The sequence below is a fragment of the Pedobacter jamesrossensis genome, assembly GCF_042650905.1.
Classification (GTDB): domain Bacteria; phylum Bacteroidota; class Bacteroidia; order Sphingobacteriales; family Sphingobacteriaceae; genus Pedobacter; species Pedobacter jamesrossensis.
The window spans coordinates 1-18,069 of sequence record NZ_JBHSBY010000112.1 but is presented as its reverse complement, the minus strand read 5'-3'; the positions used below and the strand labels follow the sequence as shown (position 1 = coordinate 18,069).

The window sequence follows — 18,069 nt, the reverse complement described above, 5'->3', positions numbered from 1 at the left end:
ATAATGAGCAAGCAAACCAAAAAAACAGCTGAGGTTAAAAGACCTGTTGATGTTTATTTCGATAAATATCAGGAAAGTCACAATAACGAAACCAATGAAATTATCCACTGGATTTGTGTGCCGTTGATTATCTTCAGTTTATTGGGCTTAGTTTGGTCTATTCCATTTCCGCATTTAGATTTCTTAGGGCGCTACAATGGTTTTGTAAACTGGGCATCTTTCTTAATTGCATTCTCTATTTATTATTATTATCGTCTATCTCCTGTATTATCTTATTTCATGTTATTGATAATTGTATTGTTTTCTTATGGAATTGTATCCTTAGAAAAATGGGAAGCAATTGGTGGTCCAGCAGTTTGGCTGGTTTGCCTGATTATTTTTGTCGTAGCCTGGATTGGTCAGTTTATTGGGCATAAAATTGAAGGAAAGAAACCTTCTTTTTTAGATGATGTTAAATTCCTGTTAATAGGCCCGATCTGGTTATTGCACTTCATTTGCAGGAAAGTAGGTATTAAGTACTAATCTGAAAGTCGATCACATTAAATTAACATTTAGCTAAACAAAGCTTAATTAACATCTAACATATAGCTAACATTGTGGTAATAGCTTTGCCTAAAATTAAACATAGGCAAATTGAATTTACTAACTACTCTTAAAAGAACAGCACTAACGGTGCTGGTTTTATTCTTAAGCATAGCTTCTTATGCACAAACTGGTAAAATTTCAGGTGTTGTATCAGATAAAAAAACTGGTGAAACCTTAATTGGTGTTTCCGTTAAAATTGCAGGTACAAACAAAGGTATTTCAACGGATGTTGATGGAAGATATAACCTAACCGCATTAGCAAGTGGAAAATACACTCTTCAAATATCTTATGTAGGTTATTCTACAAAAGAAATCACGGATATTGATGTTACAGGAGGTAAAGCAGTAACCTTAAATGTAGTCCTTGAGGAATCTTCATCATTAAAATTAAATGATGTGGTTATCAGAGCAACTTTTAAACAAGAATCTGTTAACTCTTTATACGCACAACAAAAAAACAGTTCGGTTATTTCAGATGGTATTTCTAGCGATCAGATTAAAAAATCTCCAGATAGAAATACTTCAGATGTTTTAAAGCGTGTTAGTGGAGCTACCATTCAGGATAATAAATTTGTAATTGTTCGTGGCTTAAGTGATCGCTATAATACAGCAACTCTGGATAATTCTACTTTACCAAGTACGGAGGCAAATAAAAAAGCTTTCTCTTTTGATATTGTTCCTTCTAATTTGGTTGATAAAATTACGATTAGTAAAACAGCAACTCCAGATTTACCTGCAGATTTTGCTGGTGGTGCCGTACAAATTGTTACTAAAGATATTCCTGAACAAAACTTTCTTTCTTTTGGAGTAGGTTACGGTTATAATAGCCAGTCTACTTTTAAAGATTTTTTAGCAACAAAGAAAAATGCCGTAAACTATTTAGGTTTTGAAGATGGTTCTAAACAACTTGCCGAAAACTTTCCAACTAGTGAGCAGGTTGCTAAAGGGACATTATCAAACTCGAAAAACATTGCTGCTTTAAAATCATTGCCAAATGATTTATCGGTAAGAAATAGAAGTGCATTACCTACGCAAAATTACCAACTAAGCTTAGGCAGAGTTAAGCATTTTGAAAATGGAAATACTTTCGGTGCTTTAATTTCTGGAACTTATAGAAACTCGCAAAATATAAATCAAGATGTTGAACGTAATTTTTACGTATACAACTATACCGATAATCAATACAAATTCTCGACTAACTTAGGTGGTTTAGCGAACTTTGCATATACTTTTGGAAAGAATAAAATTAGCTTCAAAAATATATATAATAGAAATTACGATGATACATATGCGGTAAGAACGGGTATAAAAGATGGAAACTCTTTAAACCAGTTTTATGCTTATGATATTATGCAAAAATCACTTTTCAAAACTACTTTCGAAGGTGACCATCAAATTGGTGAAGGAAACAATAAACTAAAATGGACTGCTTCATACAGTAACATTGGTAATAACCAGCCAAACCAATTAAAAATTAACTATACAAAACCATTAGCAGCTCAAAACGATCCAAGTGTTTTGTATCAGGCAAATATTACTTCGTTAGGTAAAGATAATACTAGATTGTTTTCAGATTTGAACGAAGATATTTATGGAGGCGATGTTAACTACAGTACACCATTTAAATTATTCGATGCATCTACAATTTTTAAGGTTGGTTTAGGTTCACAATATCGCGACCGTAAATTTACAGCTCGTTTTATTGGTGCAGAACTAATTACAAATAATCCTGATTTACAGACTCAAATTAGAAGCTTACCAGTTGATCAGATATTCTCTCAATCATTATTCGAATCGGGTGTTTACAGATTAGCTGAAGTTGGTGGCGAATTGGATAGCTATTCGGCAAATTCATTTACGAACTACGGATATTTAATGCTCGACCAAAAGTTTGGAGAAAAATTAAGAGCAGTTTACGGAGCGAGAGTAGAAAGTTATAATGTAAAAGTGATGAGCATAAGTAAAACTTATGTTGACGATTCTCAAACAGATATTCTACCATCATTAAATTTAACTTATAGCTTAACAGATAAAGCGAATTTACGTGCATCATACTATCGTACGCTTGCAAGACCAGAATTTAGAGAGTTATCACTTTCATCATATTATGATTACGAATTATTAGGTAACATAACCGGTAATCCAAATTTGAAAAGATCACTTATCGATAATGCGGATATTAGGTATGAAATTTATCCAGAAGCTGGTCAGTTATTCTCAATATCTGCATTTTATAAGCATTTTACTAATGCAATTGAATCTTACCGTTATGATGTCTTATCAACGCCAGATGTTTCTTTCTTTAATACACCAAAAGCTTACACTTACGGATTGGAGTTAGAGGCTAGAAAGAATTTAAAATTTGTTAGCGAAAGTAATTTCTTTAAAAACACAACGGCTTACTTCAACCTATCGTTAATAAAATCTAAGGTTACAAATCCAACAGATCAAAATTATATAGATAAAACCCGTCCAATGGTTGGCCAGTCGCCATATGTATTAAACGCAGGTTTGCAACACAGTGCATTAGATAACAGGCTTAATTTTAATATTCTTTATAATAAAATTGGAAGAAGAATTGTTCAGGCGAGTGGTATAAATTTCCCAAGTACATGGGAGAATCCAAGAGACGTTCTTGATTTGCAGGTTAGCTATAAAGTGCTTAAAACTAAAGGTGAAATTAAGTTAAATGCTGGTGATATATTAAACCAGAGAAGCTTGATTTATTTTGATTATAACGGAGATAAAAAATATAACGGCAGTGTAGGCAACGGTGGTGATGAAACTTTTTCATCTTACAAACCAGGAACAAACATCTCTTTATCTTTTAATTATACTTTTTAATCATTAACAATTTGGTAACAGGATATTAATCCTAAAGAAAAATTAAAAACCTCTATTTGTAAAAAAAAATATTAAAACAAAAAAAAATGAAAAACCAATTCATACTACTTGCCTTATCGGTAGTTTTATTTTCAACTTCGTGTAAGAAGAATGTTATTGTTGAAGGACCTTCAACAGAAACTCCAGGTGGTTCAACTGCAAATGTTGTTGAGGTTACTGGCGAAATTTCTGCAAGTACCACTTGGTCTGCAAGTAAAATATATTTATTAAAAGGATTTGTATTTGTAAGCAACGGCGCAACTTTAACTATTGAGCCAGGAACAATCATTAAAGGAGATAAAGCTACAAAAGGAACTTTAATTGTAACTCGTGGTTCGAAAATTAATGCGACAGGTACAGTTGATAAACCAATTGTATTTACTTCTGCTTTAGCAGCTGGTGCTCGTACTCAAGGCGATTGGGGTGGTGTAATACTTTTGGGTAAAGCACCTGTTAACCAAGGCGTAGATGTTAAAATTGAAGGTGGTTTAGTTCAGCCTACAGGAAAAGATGAGAAAGCATATATCTACTACGGTGGCACAGATGCTGCTGATAATTCTGGAATTATGAAATATGTGCGTATTGAGTTTGCTGGTATTGCTTATTCTGTTGATAATGAAATTAATGGCTTAACATTGGGTGGTGTTGGTAACGGCACAACGCTTGATTATATTCAGGTTTACCGTTCTGGTGATGATGCATTCGAATGGTTCGGTGGTACGGTAAATGCAAAACATTTATTGGCAATTGGCACCTGGGATGATGATTTCGATACAGATTTTGGTTATTCGGGTAATGTTCAGTTTGCTTTAGCACAACGTGTTTCTACAGTAGCCGATCAATCTCAATCAAATGGTTTTGAATCAGATAACAATGCTACTGGAACCGATCAAACCCCTAAAACATCTGCGGTTTTCTCTAACGTAACCGTTTTGGGTCCAATAAGAGCTAACGGTGGTGCTTTTAATGCTAACTATTACCATGGTGCTCAAATTCGTCGTAACTCTTCAATCAGTATTTTAAATTCAGTTATTTCTGGTTTTCCAATCGGATTATATATTGATGATACTAAAGTTGTAACAGCAAACTCTACCTCGGCAAACTTTACAAGCGGAAATATGGTTATTGCAAACAACCTAATTTACGGTACAAAAACTACAGAAGTTAGTGTAAGTAATACGGCTGCTGCTGCTGCGATTGAAGCGAAATTACGTTTAGATAATACATTTGCACAAACCTCTTTTGCCTCAGCACTTTTGGTTAATCCATATTTGTACTTCAGTGATTTTGGTTCAGGTGTAACTTTGGGTACTGCAAGTTTCTTAGTTTCGGCTAACTCTGCAGCTGCTACTGGAGCAGCATTTACAAATGCAAAAGTTTCAAATACCTTCTTTACGCCAGTTGTTTATAAAGGCGCTTTCGGTACTGATAACTGGGCTTCGGGTTGGGCAGAGGTTGATGCTCAAACTTTAGCATACACAACTCCAGGTACTGTGAAATAATTAAACAAAAATCTTGATAACAATAAAAGCCGGAACATGTGTTTCGGCTTTTATTGTTTATATCGTTTTATTCTGCTACTTCTTTTACTGGGGCTTTAGTTTTTTTAACCGCTGCTTTTGTTGTTTTTTCTTTGGATGCAGCCGATGTAGATTCTTCTACCTTTGGAGCTGATGTTTCCGAAGCTTCCAAACTTGAAAAAGTGATTTTTTTAGCAAGTTGTTTAGTGAATTTTTCGATAACTTTATCTGCTTTTTTAGCCTTTCCGAATCCGGTTACAATTTCATTGAATGCAATAGTTAATTTGTTAACCAGCTCTTTTTTTAATTGCTTGTTTTTAGATGCACCTTTTGATTTGGGCTTATTTTTTCTTTTCATTTAATTTAGGGTATGCACAAAGATATATTATCAAAATATTAATTCCATATTATCCTTATGTTAAGCATGACTAAAGTACTTAACAAATAAATTATTTTGATTTATATTCGTTTGAATATTAGTCTATTAATTATGGAAAATATGAATGTTAACTATCTTGTTATTGGAGGTATTGTACTCATCTTATTGATTTTGCTGTTATTCTTCTTAAAGCGAAACCATAAAGATGAAAAAGAATTCGAGAAAGATGTTATCCAAAATGAACTAGAGACGGAAAAACATGGTGACGATAAAACCTGATGACTATATAACAGAGCCTTTAGCTACACTTCCTCCCATATCTAAAGCACTTTGGAATTCTTCCAGGTATTGAAGTAAATGTCGCTCGGCTGTAGCAAAAGATGTGAAAGACGCAGCAGGTTCATAAGCATCAGCGCTGTTTTGATTCTTGTAGTATAAACTCGTTTGAAATATAAAAATATTTTCCTTATTAATAGGAGACATAATTCTGGCTTTAACCGGATTAGTGTGAATCTCCGTAAAATACTCTTTTAATACATTGTAGATTACAGGTTGCATAGGAAAATAGTTTATTTATAATCAAAAGAAAATAAAAATAATGCATTTTACTGCAACTTGCCCCGTATTTTTAATTTAATAACATTTATTTAACTTTAAATTAACATTGAATAAAGGATTACTTTAGGGGATTATAATCATATACCACCTTATACGGCTCATTTTTAAGCTGAGCAGAAAGTTGACCGATTTTTAAATCTTTCTGTTGTGGTGTAGGCTCGCAGAAAGCATATTTTTTGCCTTTATAAATTAGGAAATCGCCTTTTATGGGTTTATCAAACTGAACCGCCATGGTTAAATGGGTAGGGTATAGCAAAGCTACCATAGGTAAATTATAAATTTCTTTTACCAGATAGAAGAATAAAGCCGCCCTGTCATCACAATCGCTGTATTTATTTAATAGTGTTTGTTCCGGCGATAAACGTTTTTCCTTGCCAAAATTATCCTGGTCGTTTTCATAAAGAAATGCATATCTGGTAAAGCGCATTAAATAATCGACACCTTTTTTCTGGTCCATTCCTTCTAAATTCTTTTTAAGAATAGGAATCAATGAACTATAAGTTTCACGACTTAATGGAATGTTGAAATACGATTCGAAATCTACGCCAGGGTAATTAGCAAAAATGGTTTGAACATCATTATTTATTTTCAGCTTAAAGTGATAAGTTTTTTGTTTGTAGCTAAACTCTACATCTTTTTCTACATATGCATCTGGCTTAAAATCGGGCATTCTGGTTACTTTATAAGAGAATGCATTTTTTGCCTCTGGTATAGAAATGTTTATAGGTTTGTACGCATCTGCTTGCTGAAATAATTTTCCGTAATCGTGGTAATTTAAGCACATATACTTTTTGCCATCAAGAATAAAAAAAGGAATGTCGCTTATGTCTTCTTCATTTCTTACATAGAAAATAATCTGTCCATTACCTACAGCAATCCTTGCATCATAACCACATTTATTCAATAAAAACCACTTATACAAAGTATAACGACTATAGTTATCCGTTTTTGGGCTAATTTGTTCAGCCGTTTTGCGGATTAATTGATAATAAATCCAGTCATTTAATTTATATTTTTCTTTGTATGCATTTAAAGAAGCGATTAAAGATTGATAGCCTGCACCATTAATATCACTATAAAATTTTCTTACAGAAGCATCAGAAACATTATTATCTGTTTGAATAACAATAGATTTATCTGCAATGAAGTTGAAAGTGCCATTATAAAAATCGAAAGAATAGTTTTGGGCTTCCGCTTTAAAAAACGAAAATAACATGCAAAGGCATAAAGATGCTATCGATGAATATTTATAAGCCTGATTTTTCAATTTAATATATTTGGTAATATTAAATTTACTTAAAATTAATAATAAATCAACAATTTCTTTATGTTAAGCACCCTTTGATAGTTAATTGTAAATTAACTTAAACTGGGTAAGGCTTACTTGGAGGGTTTTTTCTTCTTATTGGCAAGTGTATATAAGTTTGTTTTAAATATTTTAACTAAGAAATATTACATTCTTCTGCCGGAATTTTGTTTAGTAAAATGACCTAGTCAATCTAAATTTTAAGCAAATGCCTTTTTTATCAAATGAGTTGTGATGAGTTTTGCTTTTGCGATGACTAGTTTTTAAGCTGAAATAGGTAATTGATAACTAACTTATAACTTGTTATTAATAGAGATTTAACAGGGCTGCGATACTTTTGCATCATAAATATTTGGTTAGTATTTATAAAGTTTAGGTTAGTTGATAAGAAAAAACCCGGATGGATATCCGGGTTTTTCATTTTTTTTAAATATTATAGATTCTTTCCTAATTTTTCAAGCATTTCTGGTGGAATATTATGGGTATCTACTACTAAAAATCCATCTAAGCAATCAGAAAATTTAGGGTCTATGTTGAAAGAAATAATCTTTGCATTTAGATTCATATACTGCCTTAATAATACAGGGACTTTAATGTGTGAATTCTCGATATCACCAATTAAGCTGTCCAAATCTTTAAATGAATCGCTGCTATCAACCAACGTACCAGTAGATATAGGCAATAAATCTGCTTTAAATTTATTTCTTGGTTTAACGTATTTAGCCATTTCGTAATCGAAATGGTTTTTTGTAATATAATCTACTATAAGTGCTTTGCTAAATTTAGAAAAATTATTGCTTATGCTAACCGGCCCAAACATGTAACGGTATTGTGGGTTATCAATCAGGTATTTTAAAATGCCTTTCCATAATAAGAAAAGTGGAAGTGGTTTGCCCTGATATTCTTTTCTAATCCAGGAACGGCCAAGTTCAATTCCTTGCTTTAACATTGGGTAAAACTGGTCTTTCATTTTAAATAACTCAGATAGATAGAAGCCACGGCGACCCATGCTATCTAAAATCTCATCACCCTTACCAATGCGATATGCGCCAACAATATTTTCTAAATCTTTATCCCAGATGAAAAGATGATTGTAGTAAATATCATAGTTGTCCAAATCAATTTTTTTATTCGTTCCTTCGCCAACTTCGCGGAAAGTAATCTCACGTAAGCGACCAATTTCTCTCAGAATATTAGGAATTTTTAACGTTGGAACGATGTAAACCTCATAGTTTTTTTCTGTCCAGACTTTAAAATCTTCTAAGGTAGTCACCTCTTCCTTAATTAAATTACGCGAAGTTTCTTCGATAATTTCTTCAGGTTTCTTTTTAATTTTGAATAACTTAAGCGGGTTGAAAAGTTTCTTTTCTGTATCCAAACCAACACCTAATGCATAAGTACGTGCACGTAAAAAATCCATTAGTTTATTGCTGCTGTTCATGTTCGAAATCTCAGCAGGCGCAATAGCTTTACCAATTCTTACACGTATCGTTCTGCCGTGTTTATTTAAAAACTCAGAAGGAAGTTTAGCTGTGCGAAGCGTTGGGTGAATAAAACTTAAAATGTTAAAGAAAACGCCATTATTGCCATGGAAATAAATAGGTACAACTGGTACTTTTGCTTTCGCGATAAGTTTACCAACCACAGGATGCCACATTCTGTCGGTTACCTGCTGTGCATCTAATTTAAAAGTAGAAACCTCACCAGCAGGAAAAATACCAATCGGCGTTCCGCTTCTTAGTAAATCGAAGGTTGTTTTTAATCCGCTTATGCTCGATGAATGTTGTACATTTTCAAATGGGTTTACGGCTACAAAAAACTCATCAAGGTTTGGTATTTTTTTTAAAATGAAGTTTACCATAACCTTAGCATCTGGTCTGACTGTGCATAATAATTTAACCAAAGCTAACCCTTCTACACCGCCATAAGGATGGTTTGCAATGGCTATAAATGGTCCGGTTTTAGGTATACTGTTTAATTCGTCTTCATCAAAATCGATAGAAACACCAATGGTTTCTAAAATTTTATCTACAAACTCTAAACCTTTAAAGTGCTGGTTTTGAGAGAAAACATCGTTAATGTCGTTCAGTTTCATCAGTTCCATCAGCAAGCCTGCTAATCCGGGAACGCCCAATTTATCAATCTTCGTCGCCTTCGCAAATTCTGAGGTAGTAATAATCTTCATAAAAATAATTAGCTTGTTGATAGGCAAAACCTTGGGTGTTTTGCAATCCCAAAAATAAGATTTATATTTATAATAAGCATGTCATATCGCATTATGAGAATTTGGCTCAACAAATATTTCGGTTTCAGTAAAGGTGAATTCAATGGATTAATGCTTTTAATCCTAATTATTGGGGTTTTAAAATCTTTTCCCTTAATATACAATTATTATAAACCTATTGAGAAAGATGACGACAATTTATTAGCTTCTATTCAAAAAATAACAATAACAGACGAAGAAAATTTTCGTTCTACAAGAGATAAAATAGAAAATTCTAGCATCACGAAATCGGCCAGATTATTTAAGTTCGATCCTAATACTATTGATGTAGATGGTTGGCAAACGCTTGGTTTATCTCAAAAACAAGCACAACCCATAGTTAATTACAGAAACAAAGGTGGTAAGTTTTATAAGGCTGAAGATTTGCAGCGGATGTACACTATTTCTCCAGAAATGTATAAAAGCTTTTGCCTTACATAGAAATAGAAAATCAAAGTATTGTTTACCCTAAGAAAAATTTTGAATACCAGAAAAAGGAATATGGAAAGAAAGCTTTAGTAATTGTTGATTTTAATAGTGCAGATTCTGCTAAACTTGATGAGATAAAAGGCGTAGGGCCAGCATTTGCCTCAAGGATTTTAAAGTACCGCGAAAGATTGGGCGGTTTTTATAAAAAGGAACAACTGATGGAAGTTTACGGGTTGGATTCTTTAAAGTATGCTGAAATAAAAGACCAGATTTCTATAAATCTATCATCGATTAGAACCACTAATATTAATACTGCAGATTTTAATGCTTTGAAATCTTCTCCTTATTTATCATACAAACAAATTAATGCTATTATTCAATACCGCAAACAGCACGGCAATTATAATGCTATAAACGATTTGAAAAAGATTGTAATTCTTACGCCTCAAATTTTGGATAAAATAGCACCTTATATTACTTTTTAGGTTTAGAGGTCTGTATTTTGTGTTTGAAAATCGTATTCTTTTATTTAAAGAAAAAAATATATTGAGAAATTTTTACTGGTTTTCGAGGCTTTAAAATTAATACATTAACTAATTGAACTAAATACCATTTCATTCTGTTTTTGAGCGAATATTTAATGGTAAATAACTATAAAATAATTGTTTATCATTGCCACATCTAACCACATAAAAAATATAAATTAATGAGCGTAAGCTATAATTTTTCAGAAACAGAAACACAATTAAATGTTAAGGCAATGGTTCGGGATTTTGCCGAAAAACACATTCGCCCGAATATAATGGAATGGGATGAGGCACAGATTTTTCCTGTAGAGTTGTTTAAGCAACTAGGAGAATTGGGCTTAATGGGCGTGTTAGTTCCTGAAGAATACGGAGGCTCTGGTTTAGGTTATCAGGAATATGTCGATGTAATTGTAGAAGTATCAAGAGTTTGCGGTTCAATTGGTTTATCGCTTGCAGCCCATAACTCACTTTGTACGGGTCATATATTAGCATTTGGTAACGAAGAGCAAAAGCAAAAATGGTTGCCAAAATTAGCAACTGCAGAATGGATAGGTGCCTGGGGCTTAACTGAAGCAAATACAGGTTCTGATGCGTTAAGAATGATGACTACTGCGGTTGAGGATGGCGACGATTATATAATTAATGGAGCCAAAAACTGGATAACCCATGGTAAAAGTGGCGATGTAGCAGTAGTTATGGTTCGCACTGGCGAGCAGGGGAGTTCGAAAGGTATTTCGGCAATAGTTGTAGAGCGTGGTACGCCAGGGTTTTCGTCAGGTAAAAAAGAAAATAAATTAGGTATGCGTGCATCAGAAACTACCGAAATGATTTTTGATAATTGTCGTGTTCCTAAATCGAATTTGCTTGGTAATGTTGGCGAAGGTTTTAAACAAGCGATGAAAGTTTTAGATGGAGGACGAATTTCTATCGCAGCTTTAGGTTTAGGAATTGCAAAAGGTGCATTTGATGCTGCGGTTTCTTACGCTAAAGAACGCAAGCAATTTGGGCAGCCGATATCAAGTTTTCAGGCAATTAGTTTTAAGCTTGCAGATATGGCAACAGAAATTGAAGCAGCAGAGTTGTTAATTCGCCAGGCTGCAGATTTAAAGAACAGACACTTGCCGATGACAAAAGAATCGGCAATGGCGAAATATTTTTCTTCTGAAGTTGCTGTAAAGGTATCAACAGAGGCTGTACAGATTTTTGGAGGTTATGGTTATACTAAAGATTTCCCGGTAGAGAAATTTTATCGCGATAGCAAATTATGTACAATAGGCGAGGGTACATCGGAAATTCAAAAGATTGTAATTGCCAGAGAAATATTAAGCTAAAAGCCTAAGCCCAAAGCGAAACGCTGCGAAAGTAAAGAAACAACAAACCAAATATATTATGAGTAATCCGGATTGCCTAAAAGTATCCGGATTTTTTTTACCCAAATTTAAAGTTCTATAATTTTTTGCTTTATCTAGTCTGTAACGAATTATTGTGGTAAATCTTTAACAGAAATAACACTATCAACTACATAAATTGAGAAACCTCTCCAAGGCAATGTGTTTTTGTACTCTTTATAGTGTAGTTCGTAAAACTTGCCACTATTAGCCATCATTTTTTCTGCAACTTCTTTGCTTCCAATAGAAAATTCAAATTCGTTATTTTGAAGGGTTCCTGTTTGGCGTGATTTTATTCCGCTTTGAATAAGTTTTCCTTCATAGGTTTTAAACATATAACCTTTTTTTACCACATAATTTAATTCACCAGCTTTTACACCTTCGCCAAAAACAAAAAAATAGCGATAGTATCCAATACCAGCAATAGCTAATACAGCTATTAATATAATTAAGGTGATAATTTTTTTTCCTGATGTCATATTTTAAAATTTTTACAGTTAAAAGTAATGAAAGTATATAATAATATCATAAATAGATGGTGTTATTTATTTAGTCTGTTTTTTTTGTTTTTTAGAGATTTTTCTGGTGTTTTTTCTGGTTTATTGTATGTTTTTAAGGATTTTTGATTTGTTTTTTGGATTAAATTTAATTTTTAAAGGTTTTTTAAGTCTTTTTTGTGTTTTTAACTAAGTTTTTGGGTGTTAAATTTCATTTTTTATTCTTTTTTACGAAATATTTTTCGTTTTTTTAGAAAATCAAACCTAAAACAAACTATTTTTAACCAAATATTGCATTTTTAGTTACTGAATTTAACTGATTCAGGTCTAATTTTGTGGTATTTTTTTGTTTAAAGACGTTTTTTAAATCAGATCGGAAAGTTTTTCATGTGTTTATAAGTCTTTTTGGCTTATTTGGGTTATTTGATAGGTTTATTTTGTTGAAGAATACCATTTTCCTCAATTAATATTAATCAATAACCTAAAATTAAACGTATGAAAGAAAAACTACTAGTTTTATTCCTTCTGGCGATACTGAGTTTCTCAGTACAAGCACAACAGAAGACGATTACCGGAAAAGTTACAGCAGAAAAGGACGGGCTGCCAATACCTGGTGTTTCGGTTACTGTTCCTGGTGTTAGAATTGCTGCACAAACTGGTGCAGATGGTACCTATTCAATTTCAGTACCCAATAATACTACTACGCTTACTTTCAGATTTATAGGCTATGCGAGTAAAACACTTCCAGTTAAAGGAGGGGTAGTAAATGCACAGCTTGAGGAAGAAAGTAATTCTTTAACTGATGTTATAGTTACAGGGTATACTACTTTAAGAAAAGCAGACAATATTGGCTCTATTTCGACAATTAGTGGAAAGCAATTAGAAAATAAACCAGTTCAGAGTTTTGACCAAGCGCTGGGTGGTAAAGCTGCAGGTGTTCAGATAACCATTCCAAACGGTGTTTTAAATAACCCTCCAGTTATCCGTATCCGTGGTACAAATTCAATTTCATTAAGTTCTTACCCTTTAATAATAGTAGATGGTGTTGCAACCTATACTGGAGATTTAAGTGGAACGAGTGCTCCTGGTAATGCATTATCAAGTATCAATCCTAATGATATTGAACGTTTAGAGGTTCTGAAAGATGCAGCAGCTTCTGCTATTTACGGTAGCCGTGGTGCCAATGGAGTTATTGTAATTACAACCAAAAAAGGTAAGCCGGGTAAAGCGGTTGTTTCTTACGATTCGTGGGTAGGCTCTACTAAAGCTAGAGGTTTACCTGAGCTTTTAGATGCTTATCAATATACAGATTTAAAGAATGAAGGATTAAGAAATGCCGGAACTTTTGATAATACCAATACAAATTTGGCTAACAGAAGATATTTTGCTTTATCAAACGATGCAGAAGGTAATGTAATTAATACCAATTGGTACGATTACATTTATAGAACAGGATATTCTCATAATAACTCGATAAGTATTTCTGGAGGAAGTGAATCTACAAATTATTACATGTCTGCAAGTTATACCAAGCAACAAGGTATTGTGGTTAGTAATGATTATACCAGAAAAGCAGGCTTGTTTAAAGTAGATCACCGCGAAGGTAAAATTTTTACCATCGGTGGAAAAATATCTTATTCAAATGAAGAGAATTTAGCAGCTACATCTACAGGTTCTTTATCTGGCGAAGCTTTCGGAACAGGGGGATTAGGACGTTTAGCAATTGTAACAGCTCCAAACGTTTCTCCTTATAATAATGATGGGAGTTATAGTGTGTTTAATGCAACCACGATTGGCAGAGGGGCAAATGTTGGTTCTGATGTTGGTTTTTATAACCCGGCAGCGGTTCTGAATCTAGATCGTTCTAACAATGAGATTAATCACATTCAATCAAATATCTATCTGCAGGCCAATATTACGCCTTGGCTAAATGCTAAATCAGTTTATGGTATTGATTATATATTTTCTGATAATGATTCTTTTGCTAATCCTATCAATGGTGGTTCTGCTGCATCGGGTGGCTCAGCTGCTGAGAGTTTAAATAAAAACAAGCGTTGGGTTCTAACTAATACCATTCAAGCAGACAAAACCTTTGCTGAAAAGCATAATTTTTCGCTTCTATTAGGTAATGAGCAACAAAGAAGTACATCTCTAGGTTTTGGAGCTTCTCGTACAACATTATCAGATCCTGCATTTAATGTTTTTGCAGCTGGTTATGCCACGCCTTCGGTAAATGTTGCTAATATGGGGGAGAATTATCTGGTTTCATTCTTTAGTGGTTTAACATATAATTACGATAAAAAATATTACGTTAATGCTAATGTTCGCCAAGATGAATATTCAGCCTTCGGAGCAGATAATAAAAAGGGCGTATTTTATGGTGTTGCATTAGGTTGGGAAATCGCTAATGAAAAGTTCTGGTCGAAAATGGGCTTGGATAAAACCTTTACAAGTTTTAAAATCAGAGGCTCATACGGTACCGTTGGTAATACAAGTGGATTAGGAAATCTTGCTTCATATTCTTTCTATTCAACAGGCTTATATAACGGAGCTCCAACATTGGTTCCGAACCAAACTGGTAATGATCAGATTGGTTGGGAAGAAAGTAAAAAGCTAGACCTTGGTTTTAATTTCGGTATTTTAAATGATAGAATTACCGTAGAGGCTGCTTATTACAAAAATAAGCTTGATGGCTTGATTTATAATGTACCACAGGTTCCTTCAGCTGGATTACCAAGTACACCGCAATTAAATATTGCATCTATGTACAACAAAGGCTATGAGTTAACAATTAATGCTGATGCTGTTCGTACAGAGAGTTTCAGCTGGTCACCATCTTTTAATATTTCATATAATAAAAACGAAATTTTATCATTATCCGAAGGTTTAACGCAATTTATTCAGGCTACATCAACATTAGAATCTGCAAGTATTTCAAAAGTTGGTGGTCCGTTGGGTATGATCTATGCAGTTCAAACAGCAGGGGTTGATCCAGCAACAGGAAGAAGAATTTTTATTGAAAAATCGACAGGAAGAAAAGTTTTATATCAGCAAGTTGCGCCTGCCGGACAGTTTAGATATTCTTATGAAGATGGAACAGAAGCTAGAAATGGTATTTCTTTAAATAATGATGGAATAGCATATAAGAATACGCAACCAAAGTTTTCTGGCGGTTTTAGTAATACATTCAGATATAGGCAATTTGATTTGGATTTAACTTTTACTTATCAGTTAGGTTTCTATATTTATTATGGAACGAACTCAGGTTTAAGAGATCAACGTTTCTGGAACAACTCAACAGATATGTTAAGAAGATGGACTACACCAGGTCAGGAAACCGATATTCCAAAAATTGTTAACGGCGATAATGTATCAAACGGATCATCATTTCCAATTGATGTGAATGTTTTTAAAGGCGATTTCTTAAAGCTTAGAAGTGCGACTTTTGGATATACAATTCCAAAAAGTGCAACTGCCAAGCTGAAACTTGCTAGTGCAAGATTATATGTTAGTGGTAATAACCTTTTAATTCTAACAAAATATCCAGGTTCAGATCCTGAAGTTTCATCTAACGGAAACTCTGTGGGTGGTAATGCTTCTCAGGGTGTAGAAAGAAATTCTGTTGGTAATGGGCGTGCATTTACAGCGGGCTTATCGGTTAAGTTTTAACTTTTTTAATAAATAAATATGAAAAAGAAATTAATATATATAGTTTGTGTCTCGCTTGGGTTGTTAACAAGTTGCAAAAAGGAATTGCTTACCCCCGAATCACAAACGGCTGTTGCAACTTTAGATTATGCACAGTTTTCTACAGTTGGGAGAATTCAGGGGCAGGTATTGGGTTTATATGCAGGTTTAAGAGCGGGTGATTTTTATGGAAGTAGATACCTTATTTATAATGAACTTCGTGCAGATAACTTTCTTGCTCAAAGTAGTAATTCTGTAACAGCATATCAAACGTACAACTATACTTTAGGTAATGGCGCTCAAGAAGTTACGGATTTCTGGTCGTCAGCATATAATACAATAAACAGATGCAACCTTTTTATCGAGGGTATGGCTGCAAAAGGAACTTCGGTAATTGGCGCAGATATTTCAAAAAATTACGTTGCTGAAGCAAAATTGGTTAGGGCAATTAGTTATTACAGCTTACTTCAATTGTATGCAAGACCCTATTGGGATGGCCAAGGTAGTAAACCTGGTTTGCCTCTGCGCTTAACAGGAAACTCGGTTGCTGGGAATTACGATTTAGCAAGAAGTACAGTTGCTCAGGTTTATACTCAAATTTTAAAAGATTTAAACGAAGCCGAGACAGATTTGCCGCTTACATATGGTACAACTGCTGTTACAAATGTAACTCGAGCTCACAGAAACACTGCTATTGCATTTAAAACAAGAGTTTATTTAACTATGCAGCGCTATGTTGATGTGATTACTGAAGCTAATAAAATAGTAAGTGCAACAGCACCTTATGTGGCATCAACAGGAGTTGCCCTTGCTTTACAGGCAGATATTACGAATGTATTTAAAACGCCTTACACAACAAGTGAATCTATTTTATCTATGCCATTTGTAACTGGCACAGAAGCGGGTGGTGGTCAGAGTGCTTTAGGTTCTTACTTTTTTGGAGTTAAGCTTTATTCGCTAAATCCTGCGGGAATAATTGGAGATGCTGGATATAAATCGACAGATAAAAGAAGAAGTTTTATTACTTTATCTGGTGGTTTGCCTTATATGTCTAAGTTTCCAACCCTTGCAGCGGCAGGTTATGCAGATTATGCTCCAGTAATTCGTTATGCTGAAGTATTGCTTAATTTAGGTGAAGCAAGAGCAAGGAGTACAAATACTCTAGATGCACAAAGTATTAGCTTGCTAAATGCGGTAAGAGGTCGGTCGGATGCGACAACTGTTTTTACAGCAGCTAGTTTTGCAAATCCTCAGGCCTTGTTCGATGCTTTTATGACTGAAAGAAACATAGAGTTCTTAGGTGAAGGTTTACGTAGTCCAGATTTGTTACGCCTGGGCTTAACAATTCCGGGTAAGGGAAATGTTGCTGCAGTTCCTTCAACATCTTCTCAATATATCTGGCCAATCTCTGGTACTGAATTGCTTTACAATAAACTTATGACTGATAATTAAATTTAATTTATAAATATTGAAATGTCCTGAATTAAATTTCAGGGCATTTTTTTGTTTTTGATTAATGTTGAACATCAAGTAAGAATAATTATGAAATTCTTTCTCATTTTCAATATTTTACTTACATTTGCATCCCCGATAGTACGGGGAATTTAAAAACCACGAGAGGAGGTATTTCAGCGTTATGATCATTATCAACATTAAAGACGGCGAATCATTAGATAAAGCCCTAAAACGTTTCAAGAAGAAATTCGAAAAAACAGGAGTTTTAAGAGAACTACGTAGCCGTCAGGCATACGAGAAGAAATCTGTAGCTCGTCGTACTGAAATTAAACATGCTGTTTATATTCAAAACATGAATCAAGATACAGCTATCTAGTTGTTCCAGATATAAGTTATTAAATGCCTTCAGAATTTTTTCTGAAGGCATTTTTTTTGTGGTGCGCCGGGCATGGCAATCAACTATAGGGTTAAAGTCCCGAACACGCTTAGCAGTAGGAAGTGTTAGCCAGAGACAAGGGTGTCGTGGGTGACT

15 protein-coding genes are annotated in these 18,069 nt (G+C 33.9%); 10 read left to right on the top strand and 5 right to left on the bottom strand.

The window, feature by feature from the left end; all coding sequences use genetic code 11:
- The first annotated feature begins 3 nt into the window (after window positions 1–3).
- The 3 genes from ACFOUY_RS11570 to ACFOUY_RS11560 all read left to right on the top strand — a co-directional run bounded on the left by ACFOUY_RS11570 (window position 4) and on the right by ACFOUY_RS11560 (window position 4,970).
- Complete coding sequence (locus tag ACFOUY_RS11570) at window positions 4–522, top strand: Mpo1 family 2-hydroxy fatty acid dioxygenase (RefSeq protein WP_378960783.1); 519 nt, start codon at window positions 4–6, stop codon at window positions 520–522.
- A gap of 111 nt (window positions 523–633) precedes the next feature.
- Window positions 634–3,429 (top strand): TonB-dependent receptor, encoded by a 2,796-nt coding sequence (locus tag ACFOUY_RS11565; protein WP_378960782.1) that lies wholly within the window; start codon window positions 634–636, stop codon window positions 3,427–3,429.
- Between the two features lie 86 nt (window positions 3,430–3,515).
- On the top strand, window positions 3,516–4,970 hold the full coding sequence (locus tag ACFOUY_RS11560; RefSeq protein ID WP_378960781.1) for a hypothetical protein: 1,455 nt from the start codon (window positions 3,516–3,518) through the stop codon (window positions 4,968–4,970).
- 67 nt (window positions 4,971–5,037) lie between these two features.
- Here ACFOUY_RS11560 and ACFOUY_RS11555 read toward each other — a convergent pair whose 3' ends face one another.
- On the bottom strand, window positions 5,038–5,346 hold the full coding sequence (locus ACFOUY_RS11555) for a hypothetical protein (protein ID WP_378960779.1): 309 nt from the start codon (window positions 5,344–5,346) through the stop codon (window positions 5,038–5,040).
- A 132-nt stretch (window positions 5,347–5,478) separates the two neighbouring features.
- Between ACFOUY_RS11555 and ACFOUY_RS11550 the strand changes: the two genes are divergently transcribed.
- Entirely contained in the window at window positions 5,479–5,646 is a 168-nt protein-coding gene (locus ACFOUY_RS11550) for an LPXTG cell wall anchor domain-containing protein (RefSeq protein ID WP_378960799.1), read from the top strand.
- Window positions 5,647–5,649: 3 nt separating this feature from the next.
- Here ACFOUY_RS11550 and ACFOUY_RS11545 read toward each other — a convergent pair whose 3' ends face one another.
- The 3 genes from ACFOUY_RS11545 to ACFOUY_RS11535 all read right to left on the bottom strand — a co-directional run bounded on the left by ACFOUY_RS11545 (window position 5,650) and on the right by ACFOUY_RS11535 (window position 9,476).
- Window positions 5,650–5,925 (bottom strand): hypothetical protein, encoded by a 276-nt coding sequence (locus ACFOUY_RS11545; protein WP_378960777.1) that lies wholly within the window; start codon window positions 5,923–5,925, stop codon window positions 5,650–5,652.
- A gap of 118 nt (window positions 5,926–6,043) precedes the next feature.
- Window positions 6,044–7,252 carry a hypothetical protein gene (locus tag ACFOUY_RS11540; protein WP_378960775.1) on the bottom strand — a complete coding sequence of 403 codons (1,209 nt, stop codon included), beginning with the start codon at window positions 7,250–7,252 and terminating at the stop codon, window positions 6,044–6,046.
- Between the two features lie 472 nt (window positions 7,253–7,724).
- The gene (locus ACFOUY_RS11535) at window positions 7,725–9,476 is read right to left on the bottom strand and encodes a lysophospholipid acyltransferase family protein (RefSeq protein ID WP_378960773.1); all 1,752 of its coding nucleotides are present in this window, start codon (window positions 9,474–9,476) and stop codon (window positions 7,725–7,727) included.
- 93 nt (window positions 9,477–9,569) lie between these two features.
- On the opposite strand from ACFOUY_RS11535, the gene ACFOUY_RS11530 reads away from it, so the two are divergent.
- The 3 genes from ACFOUY_RS11530 (at window position 9,570) to ACFOUY_RS11520 (ending at window position 11,841) form a co-directional block, all read left to right on the top strand.
- A complete protein-coding gene (locus tag ACFOUY_RS11530) occupies window positions 9,570–9,995 on the top strand; it encodes a ComEA family DNA-binding protein (RefSeq protein WP_378960772.1) in 426 nt (141 codons plus the stop codon).
- Complete coding sequence (locus ACFOUY_RS11525) at window positions 9,983–10,468, top strand: ComEA family DNA-binding protein (protein WP_378960771.1); 486 nt, start codon at window positions 9,983–9,985, stop codon at window positions 10,466–10,468. Before ACFOUY_RS11530 ends, ACFOUY_RS11525 begins: the two co-directional genes overlap by 13 nt.
- 221 nt (window positions 10,469–10,689) lie before the next feature.
- Window positions 10,690–11,841, top strand: a complete 1,152-nt coding sequence (locus ACFOUY_RS11520; protein ID WP_378960769.1) for an acyl-CoA dehydrogenase — start codon at window positions 10,690–10,692, stop codon at window positions 11,839–11,841.
- 149 nt (window positions 11,842–11,990) lie between these two features.
- Here ACFOUY_RS11520 and ACFOUY_RS11515 read toward each other — a convergent pair whose 3' ends face one another.
- The gene (locus tag ACFOUY_RS11515; protein ID WP_378960768.1) at window positions 11,991–12,377 is read right to left on the bottom strand and encodes a hypothetical protein; all 387 of its coding nucleotides are present in this window, start codon (window positions 12,375–12,377) and stop codon (window positions 11,991–11,993) included.
- A 513-nt stretch (window positions 12,378–12,890) separates the two neighbouring features.
- Here ACFOUY_RS11515 and ACFOUY_RS11510 point away from each other — a divergent pair.
- From ACFOUY_RS11510 to rpsU, 3 genes are all read left to right on the top strand, one after another.
- Entirely contained in the window at window positions 12,891–16,064 is a 3,174-nt protein-coding gene (locus ACFOUY_RS11510; RefSeq protein ID WP_378960766.1) for a SusC/RagA family TonB-linked outer membrane protein, read from the top strand.
- A gap of 18 nt (window positions 16,065–16,082) precedes the next feature.
- Window positions 16,083–17,534: a RagB/SusD family nutrient uptake outer membrane protein gene (locus ACFOUY_RS11505; RefSeq protein WP_378960764.1), complete on the top strand. Its 1,452-nt coding sequence runs from the start codon at window positions 16,083–16,085 to the stop codon at window positions 17,532–17,534.
- Between the two features lie 184 nt (window positions 17,535–17,718).
- Window positions 17,719–17,913 (top strand): 30S ribosomal protein S21, encoded by a 195-nt coding sequence (rpsU, locus tag ACFOUY_RS11500; protein WP_056092830.1) that lies wholly within the window; start codon window positions 17,719–17,721, stop codon window positions 17,911–17,913.
- Window positions 17,914–18,069: the final 156 nt, after the last annotated feature.